At 43.3% G+C, this 15360-nt stretch carries 16 protein-coding genes; 14 read left to right on the forward strand and 2 right to left on the reverse strand.

The window, feature by feature from the left end; genetic code table 11:
• Positions 1 to 47 precede the first annotated feature (47 nt).
• The 4 genes from M1F65_RS00735 to M1F65_RS00750 are packed head-to-tail and all read left to right on the forward strand — an operon-like array spanning position 48 to position 3554.
• Positions 48 to 1094 carry a FecCD family ABC transporter permease gene (locus M1F65_RS00735; RefSeq protein WP_247925283.1) on the forward strand — a complete coding sequence of 349 codons (1047 nt, stop codon included), beginning with the start codon at positions 48 to 50 and terminating at the stop codon, positions 1092 to 1094.
• A gap of 1 nt (position 1095) precedes the next feature.
• The gene (locus M1F65_RS00740; RefSeq protein WP_000364117.1) at positions 1096 to 1851 is read left to right on the forward strand and encodes an ABC transporter ATP-binding protein; all 756 of its coding nucleotides are present in this window, start codon (positions 1096 to 1098) and stop codon (positions 1849 to 1851) included.
• 19 nt (positions 1852 to 1870) lie between these two features.
• Entirely contained in the window at positions 1871 to 2881 is a 1011-nt protein-coding gene (locus M1F65_RS00745) for an ABC transporter substrate-binding protein (protein WP_042902702.1), read from the forward strand.
• Positions 2862 to 3554, forward strand: coding sequence for an alpha/beta hydrolase-fold protein (locus M1F65_RS00750; RefSeq protein ID WP_247925284.1), 693 nt, complete (start codon positions 2862 to 2864; stop codon positions 3552 to 3554). Before M1F65_RS00745 ends, M1F65_RS00750 begins: the two co-directional genes overlap by 20 nt.
• Before the next feature lie 42 nt (positions 3555 to 3596).
• On the opposite strand, the gene M1F65_RS00755 is transcribed toward M1F65_RS00750, so the two are convergent.
• Entirely contained in the window at positions 3597 to 4346 is a 750-nt protein-coding gene (locus M1F65_RS00755) for a lysophospholipid acyltransferase family protein (RefSeq protein WP_000500182.1), read from the reverse strand.
• Between the two features lie 132 nt (positions 4347 to 4478).
• Between M1F65_RS00755 and M1F65_RS00760 the strand changes: the two genes are divergently transcribed.
• The 6 genes from M1F65_RS00760 (at position 4479) to M1F65_RS00785 (ending at position 11785) form a co-directional block, all read left to right on the forward strand.
• Positions 4479 to 6815 (forward strand): cation-translocating P-type ATPase, encoded by a 2337-nt coding sequence (locus M1F65_RS00760; RefSeq protein ID WP_247925285.1) that lies wholly within the window; start codon positions 4479 to 4481, stop codon positions 6813 to 6815.
• A gap of 101 nt (positions 6816 to 6916) precedes the next feature.
• The gene (locus M1F65_RS00765) at positions 6917 to 7594 is read left to right on the forward strand and encodes a tRNA (adenine(22)-N(1))-methyltransferase (protein WP_084921681.1); all 678 of its coding nucleotides are present in this window, start codon (positions 6917 to 6919) and stop codon (positions 7592 to 7594) included.
• Positions 7581 to 8378, forward strand: a complete 798-nt coding sequence (locus tag M1F65_RS00770) for a Nif3-like dinuclear metal center hexameric protein (RefSeq protein WP_247925286.1) — start codon at positions 7581 to 7583, stop codon at positions 8376 to 8378. Before M1F65_RS00765 ends, M1F65_RS00770 begins: the two co-directional genes overlap by 14 nt.
• Positions 8379 to 8394: 16 nt before the next feature.
• Positions 8395 to 9498, forward strand: coding sequence for an NAD(P)/FAD-dependent oxidoreductase (locus M1F65_RS00775; protein WP_070657421.1), 1104 nt, complete (start codon positions 8395 to 8397; stop codon positions 9496 to 9498).
• 300 nt (positions 9499 to 9798) lie between these two features.
• Entirely contained in the window at positions 9799 to 10818 is a 1020-nt protein-coding gene (gene galE, locus M1F65_RS00780; RefSeq protein ID WP_049485170.1) for a UDP-glucose 4-epimerase GalE, read from the forward strand.
• 1 nt (position 10819) lies between these two features.
• Positions 10820 to 11785: a glycosyltransferase family 2 protein gene (locus M1F65_RS00785; protein ID WP_049485209.1), complete on the forward strand. Its 966-nt coding sequence runs from the start codon at positions 10820 to 10822 to the stop codon at positions 11783 to 11785.
• A 75-nt stretch (positions 11786 to 11860) separates the two neighbouring features.
• Here the strand turns inward: M1F65_RS00785 and M1F65_RS00790 are convergent, their stop codons facing one another.
• Positions 11861 to 12064: a ferredoxin gene (locus M1F65_RS00790; RefSeq protein ID WP_002874767.1), complete on the reverse strand. Its 204-nt coding sequence runs from the start codon at positions 12062 to 12064 to the stop codon at positions 11861 to 11863.
• Positions 12065 to 12109: 45 nt separating this feature from the next.
• Here M1F65_RS00790 and M1F65_RS00795 point away from each other — a divergent pair, with 45 nt between their 5' ends.
• The 4 genes from M1F65_RS00795 to clpX all read left to right on the forward strand — a co-directional run bounded on the left by M1F65_RS00795 (position 12110) and on the right by clpX (position 15359).
• Positions 12110 to 12616, forward strand: coding sequence for an SAG1386/EF1546 family surface-associated protein (locus M1F65_RS00795; RefSeq protein ID WP_000410189.1), 507 nt, complete (start codon positions 12110 to 12112; stop codon positions 12614 to 12616).
• 9 nt (positions 12617 to 12625) lie between these two features.
• On the forward strand, positions 12626 to 13300 hold the full coding sequence (gene cmk / locus M1F65_RS00800) for a (d)CMP kinase (RefSeq protein ID WP_000849416.1): 675 nt from the start codon (positions 12626 to 12628) through the stop codon (positions 13298 to 13300).
• A 118-nt stretch (positions 13301 to 13418) separates the two neighbouring features.
• Positions 13419 to 13925 carry a dihydrofolate reductase gene (locus M1F65_RS00805; protein ID WP_000162308.1) on the forward strand — a complete coding sequence of 169 codons (507 nt, stop codon included), beginning with the start codon at positions 13419 to 13421 and terminating at the stop codon, positions 13923 to 13925.
• Between the two features lie 201 nt (positions 13926 to 14126).
• Entirely contained in the window at positions 14127 to 15359 is a 1233-nt protein-coding gene (clpX, locus tag M1F65_RS00810) for an ATP-dependent Clp protease ATP-binding subunit ClpX (RefSeq protein ID WP_002874765.1), read from the forward strand.
• Position 15360 lies beyond the last annotated feature (1 nt).

The raw sequence follows: 15360 nt of genomic DNA on the forward strand, positions 1-15360 counted from the left end.
TTATGAGAATTTTCTAAATTTTTAAGATTCTATCAAAGGAGGTTTTCATGATTTCCAAATTTTCTGGAAGCCGACAAGATTTGCAATTTGTGTTGTTTTTGGTTATTTTGCTAAGTGTTTTAGGAATTTCCCTCTTTCTAGCTGTTTCTATGGGGTCTGTTGCGATTGATCTAGGAGATACCTATCGGATTATTTTGAGCAGATTGGGGATTCCTCTTGAGATAGGAGAGGTTTCCAAGTCTACTCTTGCCATTGTATGGAACATGAGATTCCCCCGAGTATTGTTAGGTCTGATAGTAGGGGCTGGTCTTTCCATGTGTGGTAGCGTGATGCAGTCCACAGTGAACAATCCCATCGCAGAGCCCTATGTCTTAGGAATTTCTGCGGGTGCAACTCTAGGGGCAACTTTGAGCATCATTCTTGGTTTAAAATTGGTGATTAGCCTTGGAGCTTTCCTTGGAGCTATTTTGGCAACAATCGCTGTCCTTATCATTGCCTCTATGCAGGGAAGGATGACGACTTCTAGTCTGATCTTATCAGGAACGGTGGTCAATGCTCTCTTTCTGGCATTTTCCAACTTTATTATCTCAGTTGGCGCTAATGCGGACAGTGTGATGACCATTAAGTTTTGGACTATGGGCTCGCTTGCAGGGACTACTTGGTCTGACTTAGTCCTGCCAACTATAGTAGTAGGATTAGCCTTTCTATTTTTCGCTACTCAGTATCGTGTTTTTAATGCGATGATGATGGGAGATGAGGCTGCTTTAACTTTGGGAATTCCCTTACGCTTCTATTGGTATCTTTACGTGACCGTGGTGGCTGTGCTGACGGCTGTCTTGGTGGCTACTTGTGGGATTATTGGATTTGTTGGACTGATTACTCCTCACTTAGCTCGAGGGTTAGTAGGAACGAATTACAAGAGGCTTTTTCCTGTTGCGACCTTGCTGGGTGCCCTCTTTGTCATCTGGGCAGATGTACTCTCCCGTATCATCATTCCAAACGCTGAGTTGCCGATTGGTATTTTCACAGCCTTAGTAGGTGCTCCCTTCTTTATCTACATTGTTGGAGGTAGGCGAAGGGAGGTGAGGGCCTGATATGGACTTGATTTGTCAGGATGTCCACTTTGGACTGGGAGAGAAAAAAATCCTCAAAGGAGTTTCTCTTAAGGTTGAGGGGCATCAATTTCACACGATACTGGGACCAAATGGAAGTGGAAAGACCAGCCTGCTTAAACTTCTCTATCGTCAGGAAAAGGCGGACAAAGGCTTGATAAGACTAGATGGAAAGCCACTGGAGCATTGGTCACTCAAAGAAACAGCCAAGCAAATGGCAGTTGTCACCCAGTTTAATCAATTGCAGTTTGATTGTACAGTTGAGGAAATCGTCTTGCTGGGAAGAACTCCACACCTCTCTTTTTTACAGAAGGAAAAGGAAAGGGATTATGCCCTCGTTCAAGATGCTCTCGTCAAGGTGGATATGCTTGAGAAGAAAACTCGTCTCTATTCGTCTCTGTCAGGTGGGGAGAAACAGCGAGTCTTATTAGCACGCGCTTTGGCGCAAGAACCGACTCTCTTGCTCCTAGATGAACCTACCAATCACCTGGATATCAAGTACCAGTTAGACTTGTTGGCCATTGTGAAGAATCTCAAGGTCAATGTTTTAGCTGTCCTACATGATATTCAACTTGCTTGTCGCTATTCGGATTATCTCTATCTGATGAAAGAGGGAGAAATCCTTTACCAAGGGACTCCAAAGGAGACCATCACCCCTGAGTCATTGCAAACTGTATACGGAGTTCAAAGTCAGGTTACTTGGACCGAGGATCAGCAAGCTATGATTCACTATTTATAAGAAAGAAAAGGAAAACAAAATGAAAAAAACACTCAGTATTTTACTCGTAACAGTAGCTACCCTAACCATGGCAGCTTGTGGTAATACTACTACAGAAAAAACTACCACACACTCTAGCACAGAAACAAGTCAAAAAGCCAGCACAGAGACGACTTATCCGTTAACGGTCAAGACCTATGATGCTAAGGGAAATGAAGTCGAACAAGTCTTTGACAAGGCACCTGAAAAAGTTATCACCAACAATCTTTCAACCACTGAAATCTTATTGGAGTTAGGCTTGAAGGATAAAATTGCTGGCATGCTTAACCCTGATAATGCTGTGACGGACAAATACAAGGACGCGATTGCGACGATTCCTCAAATTGGGGACAAAAAAACAGTCTCACAAGAGACAGTCCTTTCTTATGAGCCAGATGCTGTGATGGGTCGAAATATGATGTTTTCTGAAAAATCCTTGGGGACAGTTAGCACTTGGAATGAAAATAAAATCCCAGTCTTTACGCAAAAAGCCTCTCTCTCAACAATTCAGCAAGATTTGGGAAATATCGTAGAAGATGTCAAAAATCTTGGAATGATTTTCAATGTTCAGGACAAGGCTAATGAATACGCAGCCCAATTACAAGCTAAAATTGACGCTGTTAAGAAAGCAAATCCAACAAGCCAAGGTGAAAAGAAAAAGGCTTTGATTATGGTTGCTTATAATGATGAAACCTTTGGTGCCTACAAGTCTGCTTTGCAAGAAAGCTTGTTGAATCAACTTGGTTATACCAACGTTGCAACGGGAACATCAGGCTTGACCTTGGAAAATCTCGTGTCAATGGATCCTGAGTTGATTATCTATGTAACCAGCGACCGCAATAAAAAATTGGATGCCAACGCAGTAGAGTTGATGAAGGCAAATGAAGTTTTGGAAAATGTTCCTGCTATTAAGAATCAAAAAATCATGACCATTTCTTACGATGAGTTGATGGACTATGGTCCAGCAGTGATTGATTCCCTTGAGAAAATCAATGACTTTATCAATAAATAATGAGTTTGACTGGGAAGGGATCCAAGTCAAGGTCAGCCTTCCTTCGACTTATGATCCCAACCAAACCTATCCAGCTGTTCTCTTGAATGATGGAAACTTGGATTTTCTATCTTCCCTTTCAGAATCTGTGATTTTAGTGGGCTTGACCTCTAAAAATCGCCTAGATGACTACACTCCATGGAAGGCATCTGCTCTGAGAGAGGGGGCTCTGGATTTTGGGGGTCAGGCAAATGCCTATCATGATCATTTATTTGGTAGTCTTTTAGACAAGCTGCAGTCGCTTTATCGTCTGGACAAAAATCGCCTTGCTTATGGGGGTTACTCACTAGGTGGTTTGGCGGCTGTATACAGTCTTTTCCATTTTGATAAGGTCTCCTGTATCTTCTCTATCTGTGGTTCCTTTTGGTACCCTGATTTTACGACTTATTGCAGGGAAGAAAAGGTGAAAAATTTAGATTGTTTGCTGTATTTACAGAATGGCCAAACAGAAGGAGCCCATCATACCAATCGCTTGGGTCAAGCACCAGCCTATGCTGAGCAGATCCATACCAGTCTTCAGAAACGTTATCTGACTGGGCAGTTTGTTTTTGATCCTTATGGGCATCATGAGCAAGTGGCTGAGCGATTTCTAGCCTTTTCCAACTGGTTGGCCCAAAAATGGAAAATCGAATAAAAGAAATATCCCTTGGCAAAAGCTAAGGGATAATTGTATTTTTTAACCAAGAGTCTCTCTCTTCTTATCTGGATTCCAGATAAAGCTTGCGATAAAGCTAAAGATAATCGTTAGGATACCAACAAACACTGCAAGGATAAGGGCAGGGATGCGGACAAACCACCAGAGTGGGTTTGGTTTTTGATCATTGTGCCATTGCTTGGTTTCTTCGTCCAAACGTTGGAATTCTGCTTGGATACGGTCTGCAACCATTTCAATCCCTTCATCATTCATTTTCTTAATGTCTGAGATATCGATAGGATTTCCAAAGTTCATATCCACACGTTCACGGCTAATCAAGCCTTTCAAGGTCATGGGACCGGTGTAGGTAACCGGCATGATACGAACCTTAGCCATTTTAGCAATCAAGGCTACTCCACCCTTGACATCATTTGAGTGACGGCTCCCACTTGGGAACATGATGAGAGAGCGGTCGCTTTTTTTGAGGACGTTGATAGGGTACTTGATGGCAGAGGCACTAGGTTTTTCCCGGTCGATAGGAAAGGCGCCGCACATACGGATCCACCAGCCAAAGATACGGTTGTTAAACAGCTCTTTTTTGGCCATAAAGATGAACTGTTTTGGCTTGGTCGCAAAGGCCATGTAAACAGGATCCCACCAGGTACGGTGAGGTGCGACGAGGATATAGTTTTCGTCTCGGCTAGGGATTTTATCAGTATTGTGATAGTGGGCATTGCCATTGATGGACCACAAAATCAGCATGACTAGTCCACGCAAATAAGTATAAAACATGAGATCTCCTTCGATTGTATTGCTTTTATTATTATACCTTATCAAAAGACTACTGGCAAACTTTTTCAGTTATCAGCCAACAGTTTTAGATGGGATTAGAATTCTTTTAAAAAAAATGATATGATAGAATTTATGGATAAAAATAAGATTATGGGATTAACCCAAAGAGAAGTCAAGGAAAGACAGGCTCAAGGTTTGGTCAATGACTTTACCGCTTCAGCCAGTACCAGTACTTGGCAAATCTTTAAACGAAATGTTTTTACACTTTTTAACGCATTAAACTTTGTTATTGCCCTGGCGCTAGCCTTTGTGCAGGCTTGGAGCAATCTGGTTTTCTTTGCCGTTATCTGCTTTAACGCTTTTTCTGGGATTGTGACTGAGCTACGGGCCAAACACATGGTGGACAAGCTCAATCTCATGACCAAGGAAAAAGTTAAAACCATTCGTGAGGGTCAAGAAGTTGCTCTCGATCCAGAAGAGTTGGTTCTAGGAGATGTCATTCGTCTGTCTGCTGGAGAGCAAATCCCTAGTGATGCTCTGGTTCTGGAAGGATTTGCGGAAGTCAATGAAGCTATGTTGACGGGTGAGAGTGATTTGGTGCAAAAAGAAGTGGATGCCTTGCTTTTATCAGGGAGTTTCCTAGCCAGTGGCGCAGTTTTGGCTCAAGTTCACCATGTCGGGGCAGACAACTATGCTTCCAAACTCATGCTGGAAGCTAAGACAGTGAAACCGATCAACTCCCGTATCATGAAATCGCTAGACAAGCTAGCTGGTTTTACTGGAAAGATTATCATTCCCTTTGGTCTAGCTCTCCTGCTAGAAGCCTTGATGTTAAAGGGCTTGTCCCTCAAGTCATCCGTTGTAAATTCGTCGACAGCCCTTTTGGGAATGTTACCCAAGGGAATTGCCCTTTTGACCATTACTTCGCTCTTGACTGCGGTGATTAAGCTGGGCTTGAAAAAGGTTTTAGTGCAGGAGATGTACTCTGTCGAGACCTTGGCGCGCGTGGATATGCTCTGTCTGGACAAGACGGGCACTATCACCCAAGGAAAGATGCAGGTGGAGGCTGTTCTTCCTCTGACGGAAACTTATGGTGATGAGGCTATTGCCAGCATTTTGACTAGCTATATCGCTCATAGTGAGGATAAAAATCCAACAGCTCAAGCCATTCGTCAGCGTTTCCAAGGTCAAGTAGCCTATCCTATGATCTCGAATCTTCCCTTCTCTAGCGACCGCAAGTGGGGAGCTATGGAGTTAGAAGGGCTAGGGACAGTTTTCTTGGGAGCTCCTGAGATGTTGTTGGACTCTGAAGTATCAGAAGCCAGAGAGGCCTTGGAGAGAGGGTCACGTGTCTTGGTCTTGGCCCTCAGTCAGGAAAAACTAGATCATCACAAACCACAGAAACCGTCTGACATTCAAGCCCTGGCCTTGCTGGAAATCTTGGACCCGATTCGAGAAGGAGCAGCTGAGACGCTGAATTATCTCCGTTCTCAGGAAGTGGGCCTCAAGATTATCTCTGGTGATAATCCAGTCACGGTTTCCAGCATTGCCCAAAAGGCTGGTTTTGCGGACTATCACAGCTATGTAGATTGCTCAAAAATCACGGATGAGGAATTGGTTGCCATGGCTGAAGAGACAGCTATTTTCGGACGTGTTTCCCCTCATCAAAAGAAAATCATCATCCAAACTCTGAAAAAAGCAGGGCATACAACGGCAATGACAGGGGATGGTGTCAATGATATCCTAGCTCTCCGCGAAGCAGATTGTTCGATTGTAATGGCGGAGGGAGATCCGGCGACTCGTCAGATTGCCAATCTAGTTCTCTTGAACTCAGACTTCAATGATGTTCCTGAGATTCTCTTTGAAGGCCGTCGTGTGGTTAATAACATCGCCCATATTGCACCGATTTTCTTGATTAAGACCATCTATTCCTTCTTGTTAGCAGTTATCTGTATCGCCAGTGTTCTTCTGGGACGGTCTGAGTGGATCTTGATTTTCCCCTTCATTCCAATCCAGATTACCATGATTGACCAATTCGTGGAAGGTTTCCCACCATTCGTTCTGACTTTTGAGCGAAATATCAAGCCTGTTGAACCAAACTTCCTCAGAAAATCCATGCTTCGTGCCCTACCAAGTGCCCTCATGGTCGTGTTCAGCGTTCTTTTTGTCAAAATCTTTGGGGCTAGTCAAGGTTGGTCTGAGTTAGAAATCTCAACCCTACTCTATTATCTCCTTGGGTCAATTGGTTTCTTATCCGTATTTAGAGCCTGCATGCCATTTACTCTCTGGCGTGTCCTCTTGATTGTCTGGTCAGTAGGAGGCTTCCTAGCCACAGCTCTTTTCCCAATGATCCAGAAACTGCTTGAAATTTCGACCTTGACAGGACAAACATTCCCTGTTTACCTTGTCATGATGGCTGTCTTTACCGTGATTTTCATTCTAACTAGTCGTTACCAATCCAGAAAATAAAGAAAGGCTGCAATCTGTGGATTGCGGTCTTTTTAGGTGCAAGATTGCTAGCTGAAATGTGGTATAATAAGAGGTAATAGAGTTTTGGAAAGTGAGAGAAGATGATTTCAAAGAGATTAGAATTGGTAGCTTCCTTTGTGCCACAAGGTGCTGTGTTACTAGATGTGGGGAGTGACCATGCTTATCTGCCAATTGACTTGGTTGAAAGAGGCCAAATCAAAAGCGCTATTGCAGGGGAAGTGGTGGAAGGACCCTACCAGTCAGCGGTCAAAAATGTTGAGGCTCACGGCTTAAAGGAGAAAATCCAAGTTCGTTTAGCCAATGGCTTGGCAGCCTTTGAAGAGGCAGACCAAGTATCGGTTATCACCATTGCTGGTATGGGTGGCCGTTTGATTGCTACCATATTGGAAGAAGGCTTGGACAAGCTAGCTAATGTAGAGCGTTTGATCCTCCAACCCAATAATCGTGAAGACGATTTGCGCATCTGGCTACAGGGTAACGGTTTTCAGATTGTAGCAGAAAGCATCTTAGAAGAAGCTGGCAAGTTTTATGAAATTCTAGTGGTGGAAGCAGGACAAATGAAGCTATCAGCCAGTGATGTCCGTTTTGGACCTATCTTGTCCAAAGAAGTCAGCCCAGTCTTTGTCCAAAAATGGCAAAAAGAAGCTGCTAAGTTAGAATTAGCCCTTGATCAAATTCCAGAAAAAAATATGGAGGAACGACAAGTTTTAGTAGATAAAATTCAAGCCATAAAGGAGGTTCTCCATGCTAGCAAGTGAAGTAATACAAGCTTATGAAGCCTTTTGCCCTCAGGAATTTTCAATGGAGGGTGACAGTCGTGGCCTGCAAATCGGTACTCTAGACAAGGAGATCCAAAGGGTTATGGTTGTCCTCGATATTCGTGAAGAGACGGTTGCTGAAGCCATTGAAAAGGGTGTGGACTTGATTATCGTCAAGCACGCGCCAATCTTTCGTCCGATTAAGGATTTGGTAGCCAGCCGCCCACAAAATCAGATTTACATCGACCTTATCAAGCATGACATTGCCGTTTATGTCAGCCATACCAATATTGACATCGTTGAAAATGGCCTCAATGACTGGTTCTGTCAGATGTTAGGTATTGAGGAAACGACCTATCTGCAGGAGACAGGTCCAGAACGTGGAATTGGACGTATTGGGAATGTTCAACCTCAGACATTTGGGGAATTGGCCCAACATGTCAAGCAAGTCTTTGGTCTAGATAGTCTTCGCATGGTCCATTATCACGAGAGTGATTTGCAGAAGCCTATTTCAAGAGTAGCTATCTGTGGTGGTAGCGGGCAGTCTTTCTATAAGGATGCTTTAGCAAAGGGGGCAGATGTTTATATCACTGGCGATATCTACTATCACACAGCCCAGGATATGCTTTCTGATGGCCTGTTGGCATTGGACCCAGGCCACTATATAGAAGTGCTTTTTGTCGAAAAAATCGCAGAACTTCTTACTCAATGGAAGGCAGAGAAGGGCTGGGGCATTGATATTGTGCCTAGTCAAGCATCGACTAATCCTTTCCACCATATCTAGTTAGAAGGTGAAGACAATGAAAAAAGTTGCCATTATTGGAGCAGGAATTGTGGGGGCAACAGCTGCCTACTACCTCTCTAAAGAAGCTGACCTAGAGGTGACCGTTTTTGACCATGGACAGGGGCAAGCAACCAAGGCTGCAGCAGGAATTATCAGTCCTTGGTTTTCCAAACGCCGCAATAAAGCTTGGTACAAGATGGCGCGCTTGGGGGCTGACTTTTATGTGGATTTGTTGGCTGATTTAGAAAAATCAGGACAGGAGATCGACTTTTACCAGCGTTCGGGAGTTTTTCTCTTGAAAAAGGATGAATCCAAGTTAGAAGAACTCTATGAACTAGCCCTCCAGCGCAGAGAAGAATCTCCCTTGATAGGTCAATTAGCCATTCTAGACCAAGCGTCTGCAAATGAATTATTTCCTGGCTTGCAGGGATTCGACCGCCTGATCTACGCTTCTGGTGGGGCACGGGTGGATGGCCAGCTCTTAGTGACTCGTTTGCTAGAAGCCAGTCAGGTCAAGCTGGTCAAAGAAAAAGTGAGTCTGACACCTTTAGCATCCGGTTACCAGATTGGTGAAGAAGTGTTTGATCAAGTTATTTTGGCGTCGGGAGCTTGGTTGGGGGACATTTTGAAACCTTTAGGATATGAGGTAGATGTTCGTCCCCAAAAGGGACAACTACGAGATTATCAACTTACCAAAGATATGAAATCTTACCCTGTTGTCATGCCAGAAGGGGAGTGGGATTTGATTCCTTTTGCAGGTGGGAAATTGTCCCTAGGTGCTACCCATGAAAATGATATGGGATTTGACTTGACGGTGGATGAACCCTTGCTTCAACAAATGGAGGAAGCAGCCTTGCCATACTACCCAGCCTTGGCTGAAGCTACTAAAAGAGGTGAGCGAGTAGGAATCCGTGCCTATACCAGTGATTTCTCCCCTTTCTTTGGGGAAGTACCTGGCTTAGCAGGTGCCTATGCGGCTAGTGGTCTAGGTTCATCAGGTCTCACAACGGGTCCAATCATCGGATATCATCTAGCTCAACTTGTCCAAGACAAGGAGTTGACTTTGGATCCAGTAAAATATCCAATTGAAAACTATGTCAAACGAGTAAAAAGCGAATAATACTCAATGAAAATCAAAGAACAAACTAGGAAGCTAGCCGCAGGCTGCTCAAAACACTGTTTTGAGGTTGTGGATCGAACTGACGAAGTCAGCTCAAAGCACTGCTTTGAGGTTGTGGATCGAACTGACGAAGTCAGTAACCATACCCACGGTAAGGCGACGCTGACGTGGTTTGAATTTGATTTTCGAAGAGTATAAGCATTTTACTAAAATTTTAGCAGGTGGTTTAGGATGTCAAATGACATTCCCTATCAAAAATGATAAAATAAGAAAAAATAATCCGAGAATCGAGGAAGAAAGATGCAAGAAAAGATTTTGGTAACTGGTGGTGCTGGATTTATCGGAACCCACACTGTTATTGAGTTGATCCAAGCAGGTCATCAAGTCGTTGTGGTGGATAATCTTGTCAATAGCAATCGTAAAAGTTTAGAAGTTGTTGAGAGAATTACAGGAGTCGAGATTCCTTTTTATGAGGCAGATATCCGTGACACAGATACCCTCAGAGATATTTTCAAGCAGGAAGAACCGACTGGTATCATTCACTTTGCTGGTCTGAAGGCTGTTGGCGAATCAACCCGCATCCCTCTTGTCTACTATGACAACAATATCGCTGGAACTGTCAGTCTTCTAAAAGCTATGGAAGAAAACAACTGTAAGAACATCATCTTCAGTTCTTCTGCGACAGTTTACGGAGATCCTCACACTGTTCCAATCTTGGAAGATTTCCCACTTTCAGTGACCAATCCATACGGTCGTACTAAGCTGATGTTAGAGGAAATTTTGACGGATATCTACAAGGCAGATTCAGAATGGAATGTGGTTTTGCTTCGTTACTTTAATCCAATCGGAGCGCATGAAAGTGGAGACTTGGGAGAAAATCCTAACGGAATTCCAAACAATCTCTTGCCTTATGTTTCACAAGTAGCAGTGGGCAAACTAGAACAAGTACAAGTTTTTGGAGATGATTACGATACAGAAGATGGAACTGGGGTTCGTGACTATATCCATGTCGTAGACCTTGCTAAAGGTCACGTTGCAGCTTTGAAAAAACTCCAAAAAGGTTCAGGTCTAAACATTTATAACCTTGGAACTGGTAAAGGTTACTCCGTTCTTGAAATTATCCAAAATATGGAAAAAGCAGTGGGACGTCCTATTCCTTACCGCATCGTAGAACGCCGCCCAGGTGATATCGCTGCCTGCTACTCAGACCCAGCAAAAGCCAAAGCAGAGCTCGGATGGGAAGCAGAACTCGACATCACCCAAATGTGTGAAGACGCATGGCGTTGGCAAAGCAAGCATCCAAATGGATTTGAAGACTAAGATGATGATTTCAATCATTGTCCCATGTCTAAACGAAGAGGAAGTACTTCCTCTTTTTTATCAGTCTGTGGAAGCTCTGCTTCCTGACTTGGGAGCAGAAGTCGAATATGTCTTTGTAGACGATGGCTCAAACGATGGGACCTTAGAGCTTTTGAAGGCCTATCGGGAGCAAAATCCTGCGGTCCGTTATGTCTCATTCTCACGAAATTTTGGGAAAGAGGCAGCCTTATACGCAGGCTTGCAGCATGCAACTGGAGACTTGGTGGTCGTGATGGATGCAGATCTTCAGGATCCTCCTAGTATGCTACTTGAGATGAAAGCCTTACTAGACCAAAATGCAGACTTGGACTGTGTTGGGACACGGAGAACTAGTCGGGAGGGAGAACCCTTTTTCCGCAGTTTCTGTGCTGACGTCTTTTACCGCCTCATGCAAAAAATTAGCCCAGTAGCCTTGCCCTCAGGTGTCCGTGATTTTCGCATGATGAGAAGATCTGTGGTGGATGCTATTTTATCCTTGACAGAGTCCAATCGTTTTTCTAAGGGCCTCTTTGCTTGGGTGGGTTTTAAAACGCACTATCTCGACTATCCAAATGTCGAAAGACAGGCTGGCAAGACCAGTTGGAGTTTTAGGCAGCTCTTTTTCTACTCGATTGAAGGGATTCTCAACTTTTCAGATTTTCCCTTGAGTATAGCCTTTGTAGCGGGACTTCTATCTTGTTTTATTTCTTTTGTGATGACTATTTTTGTGGTGTTTCGGACCCTTATCTTGGGAAATCCGACATCTGGTTGGACCTCTTTGATGGCTGTCATTCTTTTTCTTGGAGGGATTCAACTCCTGACCATTGGAATTCTAGGCAAGTATATCAGTAAGATTTATCTAGAGACCAAAAAAAGACCACTCTATCTCGTCAAAGAAAAAAGTGACCTTTCTATTATTGAAGGAAAAAATAACCAAAAAAGACTATAATTTTACCTAGAAATATGCTAAACTAGTAGATGTGGGAAAAATGAGAAAAAATCAATTATATTTATTCCCTGCTTCCTACGATGGATCTTTTAGAAGTGCACGTGTAGGACAATTTTTGATGGCCTCCAGAACATCGCTAGTCTCAGCGATTTCTCTTTGCAATTCAACTGGATCATCGTAAAATCGAACGATTCCATTATCATGGTAATCAAAGAGTTCAGAATAGGTTTGGCAAAGCCCGCAGGCAATGCACCGTTCGGGTATAAGTGTGACTTTCATATTTATATTGTAATAAGAAAATGTAAAAAAAACAAGGAGTAAGGTATGGAAAAAGAACCGTGGCAAGAAGATATCTACGAAAACAATGAGGAAGAAACAAGATCAGAGCGTCGACACCGGAAACAAAAAGGGAAAGGCGTTGTTGCCAATCGTGTCTTGACGGTTCTAGCTAGCCTCTTCTTTGTAATCGTTGTAGCAATGGTAGTTGTATTGATTTACCTATCAACCGGAGGAAGCAATCGTACTTCATCTTTGAAGGACTTCTATGATGCATCGTCTCCTTCTACAAGTTCAAGTTCTAAAGTAGAAGCATCATCATCTTCAAGTAGCAAGGTAGAGGAAACAGCTTCTTCTGAATCAACACCTTCAGAAAGCAGTTCGGAAGAACATGCAGAGGGTGAAGGAACACTTACAGTACAGCCTGGAGAGGGAGAGGCAGCTCTTGCTCAGCGTGCAGGGATTTCCATTGCCCAGCTAGAATCCCTAAATCCTTCTCATATGTCATCTGGATCTTGGTTTGCCAACCCAGGTGATGTGATTAAGACAAGATAGGAGTCGGTCATGAAGACAATTCAAATTGCTATCGATGGTCCAGCTTCGAGTGGCAAGAGTACGGTTGCAAAGATTGTCGCTAAGGATTTTGGTTACACTTATCTCGATACGGGTGCTATGTACCGTGCTGCGACTTATATAGCGCTTAAGAACCAGTTGGATGCAGGAAATGTAGATCAACTTCTCGAGCTTCTTAACCAACACCCCATTAGTTTTGGTCGTTCAGAAACAGGTGAGCAACTTGTTTTTGTAGGGGATGTTGATATTACCCATCCGATTCGTGAAAATGAAGTGACCAACAAGGTTTCAAGCATTGCTGCCATTCCTGAGGTGCGTGAGAAACTGGTTTCGCTCCAGCAAGAGATTGCTCAGCAAGGTGGTATCGTCATGGATGGGCGTGATATCGGGACAGTTGTTTTACCACAAGCTGAACTTAAAATTTTCCTAGTGGCTTCTGTTGAAGAAAGAGCAGAGCGTCGTTACAAGGAAAATATTGCTAAAGGGATTGAAACAGACCTTGAAACGCTGAAAGAAGAGATTGCGGCGCGTGACTACAAGGATAGTCATCGTGAAACCTCACCTCTCAAACAGGCTGAGGATGCAGTTTATCTTGACACAACTGGACTAAGTATCCAGGAAGTGGTCGAAAAAATCGAATCAGAAGCAAAAAAATATATGTCCTAGGGACGAGAGGAGCAGGCTAAATGAAGCCTGCTCCTTTTCTCTCTTTTGCGCGCGTTTCAAAACAGTCTTTTTGGGAGAATTTTGATAAAATAGTAGTATCAATAAAAAGGACGGAAGCATGACAAAGAAAATCATAGCCATTTGGGCCCAAGATGAAAAAGGTGTGATTGGGAAGGAAGATCGTCTCCCTTGGCATTTGCCAGCAGAGTTGCAACATTTTAAGGAAACAACTTTAAATCATGCTATACTGATGGGGCGAGTGACCTTTGATGGCATGGGACGTCGTCTGCTTCCAAAACGGCAAACCCTGATTTTAACGCGCAATAGCGAAGAAGTCATAGATGGGGCGCTCGTATTTCAAGATGTGGAGTCTGTTTTAGCGTGGTATCAGAGTCAGGAAAAAAATCTCTATATCATTGGCGGAAAACAGATTTTTCAGGCTTTTGAGCCCTATTTAGATGAAATCATCGTGACACAGATTCATGCTCAGGTGGAGGGAGATACCTATTTCCCTGAGGAGTTTGACTTGTCTCGTTTTGAGACAGTAGCAAGCAAATCTTACACCCGAGATGAGAAAAACGACTATGATTTTACTATCGAATACCGAGATAGAAAGGAAGTCTAATGGAGCGCAGTATATTTGGATTTTTTACAGCTTTTTTGTGTGTGATCTGTATTTTGACTGGAGCACAGGCTTTTCGTAAGAAGCGCTATGGACTGTCTGCCTTACTCTGGTTGAATGCTTTTACCAATCTGGTCAACAGTGTCCACGCTTTTTATATGACCTTATTTTAGATAGAATGATAAATTAGAATGGAAGGAAATCATGCCTACAAATAGGAAAAATGATATGATGGTTTATTGCTCATTTTGTGGCAAAAGCCAAGAAGAAGTAAAGAAAATAATCGCTGGGAACAACGCCTTTATCTGTAATGAATGTGTGGAGTTGGCCCAGGAAATCATTCGGGAGGAGTTGGCCGAGGAAGTTTTGGCAGACTTGTCTGAAGTACCAAAACCAATCGAACTCCTCAATATCTTAAACCACTATGTGATTGGTCAGGATCGTGCCAAACGTGCCTTGGCAGTGGCTGTATACAATCACTATAAACGCATTAATTTCCATGATACGCGTGAAGAGTCAGAAGATGTGGATTTGCAGAAGTCAAACATCTTGATGATTGGCCCAACTGGTTCTGGGAAAACTTTCTTGGCTCAGACTTTGGCTAAGAGCTTGAATGTGCCTTTTGCTATTGCAGATGCGACAGCTCTGACTGAGGCTGGTTATGTGGGTGAGGACGTAGAAAATATCCTCCTCAAACTCTTGCAGGCTGCTGACTTTAACATCGAACGTGCAGAACGTGGGATTATCTACGTAGATGAAATTGACAAAATTGCCAAGAAGAGCGAGAATGTGTCGATCACACGTGATGTTTCGGGTGAAGGTGTACAACAAGCCCTTCTCAAGATTATCGAGGGAACTGTCGCTAGCGTGCCGCCTCAAGGAGGACGCAAACATCCACAACAAGAGATGATTCAGGTGGATACTAAAAATATCCTCTTTATCGTGGGTGGTGCTTTTGATGGCATCGAAGAAATCGTTAAACAACGTCTGGGTGAAAAAGTTATTGGCTTTGGCCAAAATAACAAGGCGATTGACGAAAACAGCTCTTACATGCAAGAAATCATCGCTGAAGACATTCAAAAATTCGGTATTATCCCTGAGTTGATTGGACGCTTGCCTGTCTTTGCTGCTCTTGAGCAATTGACGGTCGATGACTTGGTTCGCATCTTGAAAGAGCCAAGAAATGCCTTGGTGAAACAATACCAAACCTTGCTTTCTTATGATGATGTTGAGTTGGAATTTGACGATGAAGCTCTTCAGGAAATAGCCAATAAGGCTATTGAACGCAAAACTGGTGCGCGTGGTCTTCGCTCAATCATCGAAGAAACCATGCTAGATGTTATGTTTGAAGTGCCAAGTCAAGAAAATGTGAAATTGGTCCGCATCACAAAAGAAGCTGTCGATGGAACGGAAAAACCCATCCTAGAAACAGCCTAGA

The sequence above is a fragment of the Streptococcus oralis genome (assembly GCF_023109195.1).
In the GTDB taxonomy this organism is placed as follows: Bacteria; Bacillota; Bacilli; order Lactobacillales; family Streptococcaceae; genus Streptococcus; species Streptococcus oralis_BV.

Coding starts and splice junctions, on each gene's coding strand:
- M1F65_RS00735 (WP_247925283.1), top strand. CDS start 48: ATGATTTCCAAATTTTCTGGAAGCCGACAAGATTTGCAATTTGTGTTG.
- M1F65_RS00740 (WP_000364117.1), top strand. CDS start 1,096: ATGGACTTGATTTGTCAGGATGTCCACTTTGGACTGGGAGAGAAAAAA.
- M1F65_RS00745 (WP_042902702.1), top strand. CDS start 1,871: ATGAAAAAAACACTCAGTATTTTACTCGTAACAGTAGCTACCCTAACC.
- M1F65_RS00750 (WP_247925284.1), top strand. CDS start 2,862: ATGACTTTATCAATAAATAATGAGTTTGACTGGGAAGGGATCCAAGTC.
- M1F65_RS00755 (WP_000500182.1), bottom strand. CDS start 4,346: ATGTTTTATACTTATTTGCGTGGACTAGTCATGCTGATTTTGTGGTCC.
- M1F65_RS00760 (WP_247925285.1), top strand. CDS start 4,479: ATGGATAAAAATAAGATTATGGGATTAACCCAAAGAGAAGTCAAGGAA.
- M1F65_RS00765 (WP_084921681.1), top strand. CDS start 6,917: ATGATTTCAAAGAGATTAGAATTGGTAGCTTCCTTTGTGCCACAAGGT.
- M1F65_RS00770 (WP_247925286.1), top strand. CDS start 7,581: ATGCTAGCAAGTGAAGTAATACAAGCTTATGAAGCCTTTTGCCCTCAG.
- M1F65_RS00775 (WP_070657421.1), top strand. CDS start 8,395: ATGAAAAAAGTTGCCATTATTGGAGCAGGAATTGTGGGGGCAACAGCT.
- galE (WP_049485170.1), top strand. CDS start 9,799: ATGCAAGAAAAGATTTTGGTAACTGGTGGTGCTGGATTTATCGGAACC.
- M1F65_RS00785 (WP_049485209.1), top strand. CDS start 10,820: ATGATGATTTCAATCATTGTCCCATGTCTAAACGAAGAGGAAGTACTT.
- M1F65_RS00790 (WP_002874767.1), bottom strand. CDS start 12,064: ATGAAAGTCACACTTATACCCGAACGGTGCATTGCCTGCGGGCTTTGC.
- M1F65_RS00795 (WP_000410189.1), top strand. CDS start 12,110: ATGGAAAAAGAACCGTGGCAAGAAGATATCTACGAAAACAATGAGGAA.
- cmk (WP_000849416.1), top strand. CDS start 12,626: ATGAAGACAATTCAAATTGCTATCGATGGTCCAGCTTCGAGTGGCAAG.
- M1F65_RS00805 (WP_000162308.1), top strand. CDS start 13,419: ATGACAAAGAAAATCATAGCCATTTGGGCCCAAGATGAAAAAGGTGTG.
- clpX (WP_002874765.1), top strand. CDS start 14,127: ATGCCTACAAATAGGAAAAATGATATGATGGTTTATTGCTCATTTTGT.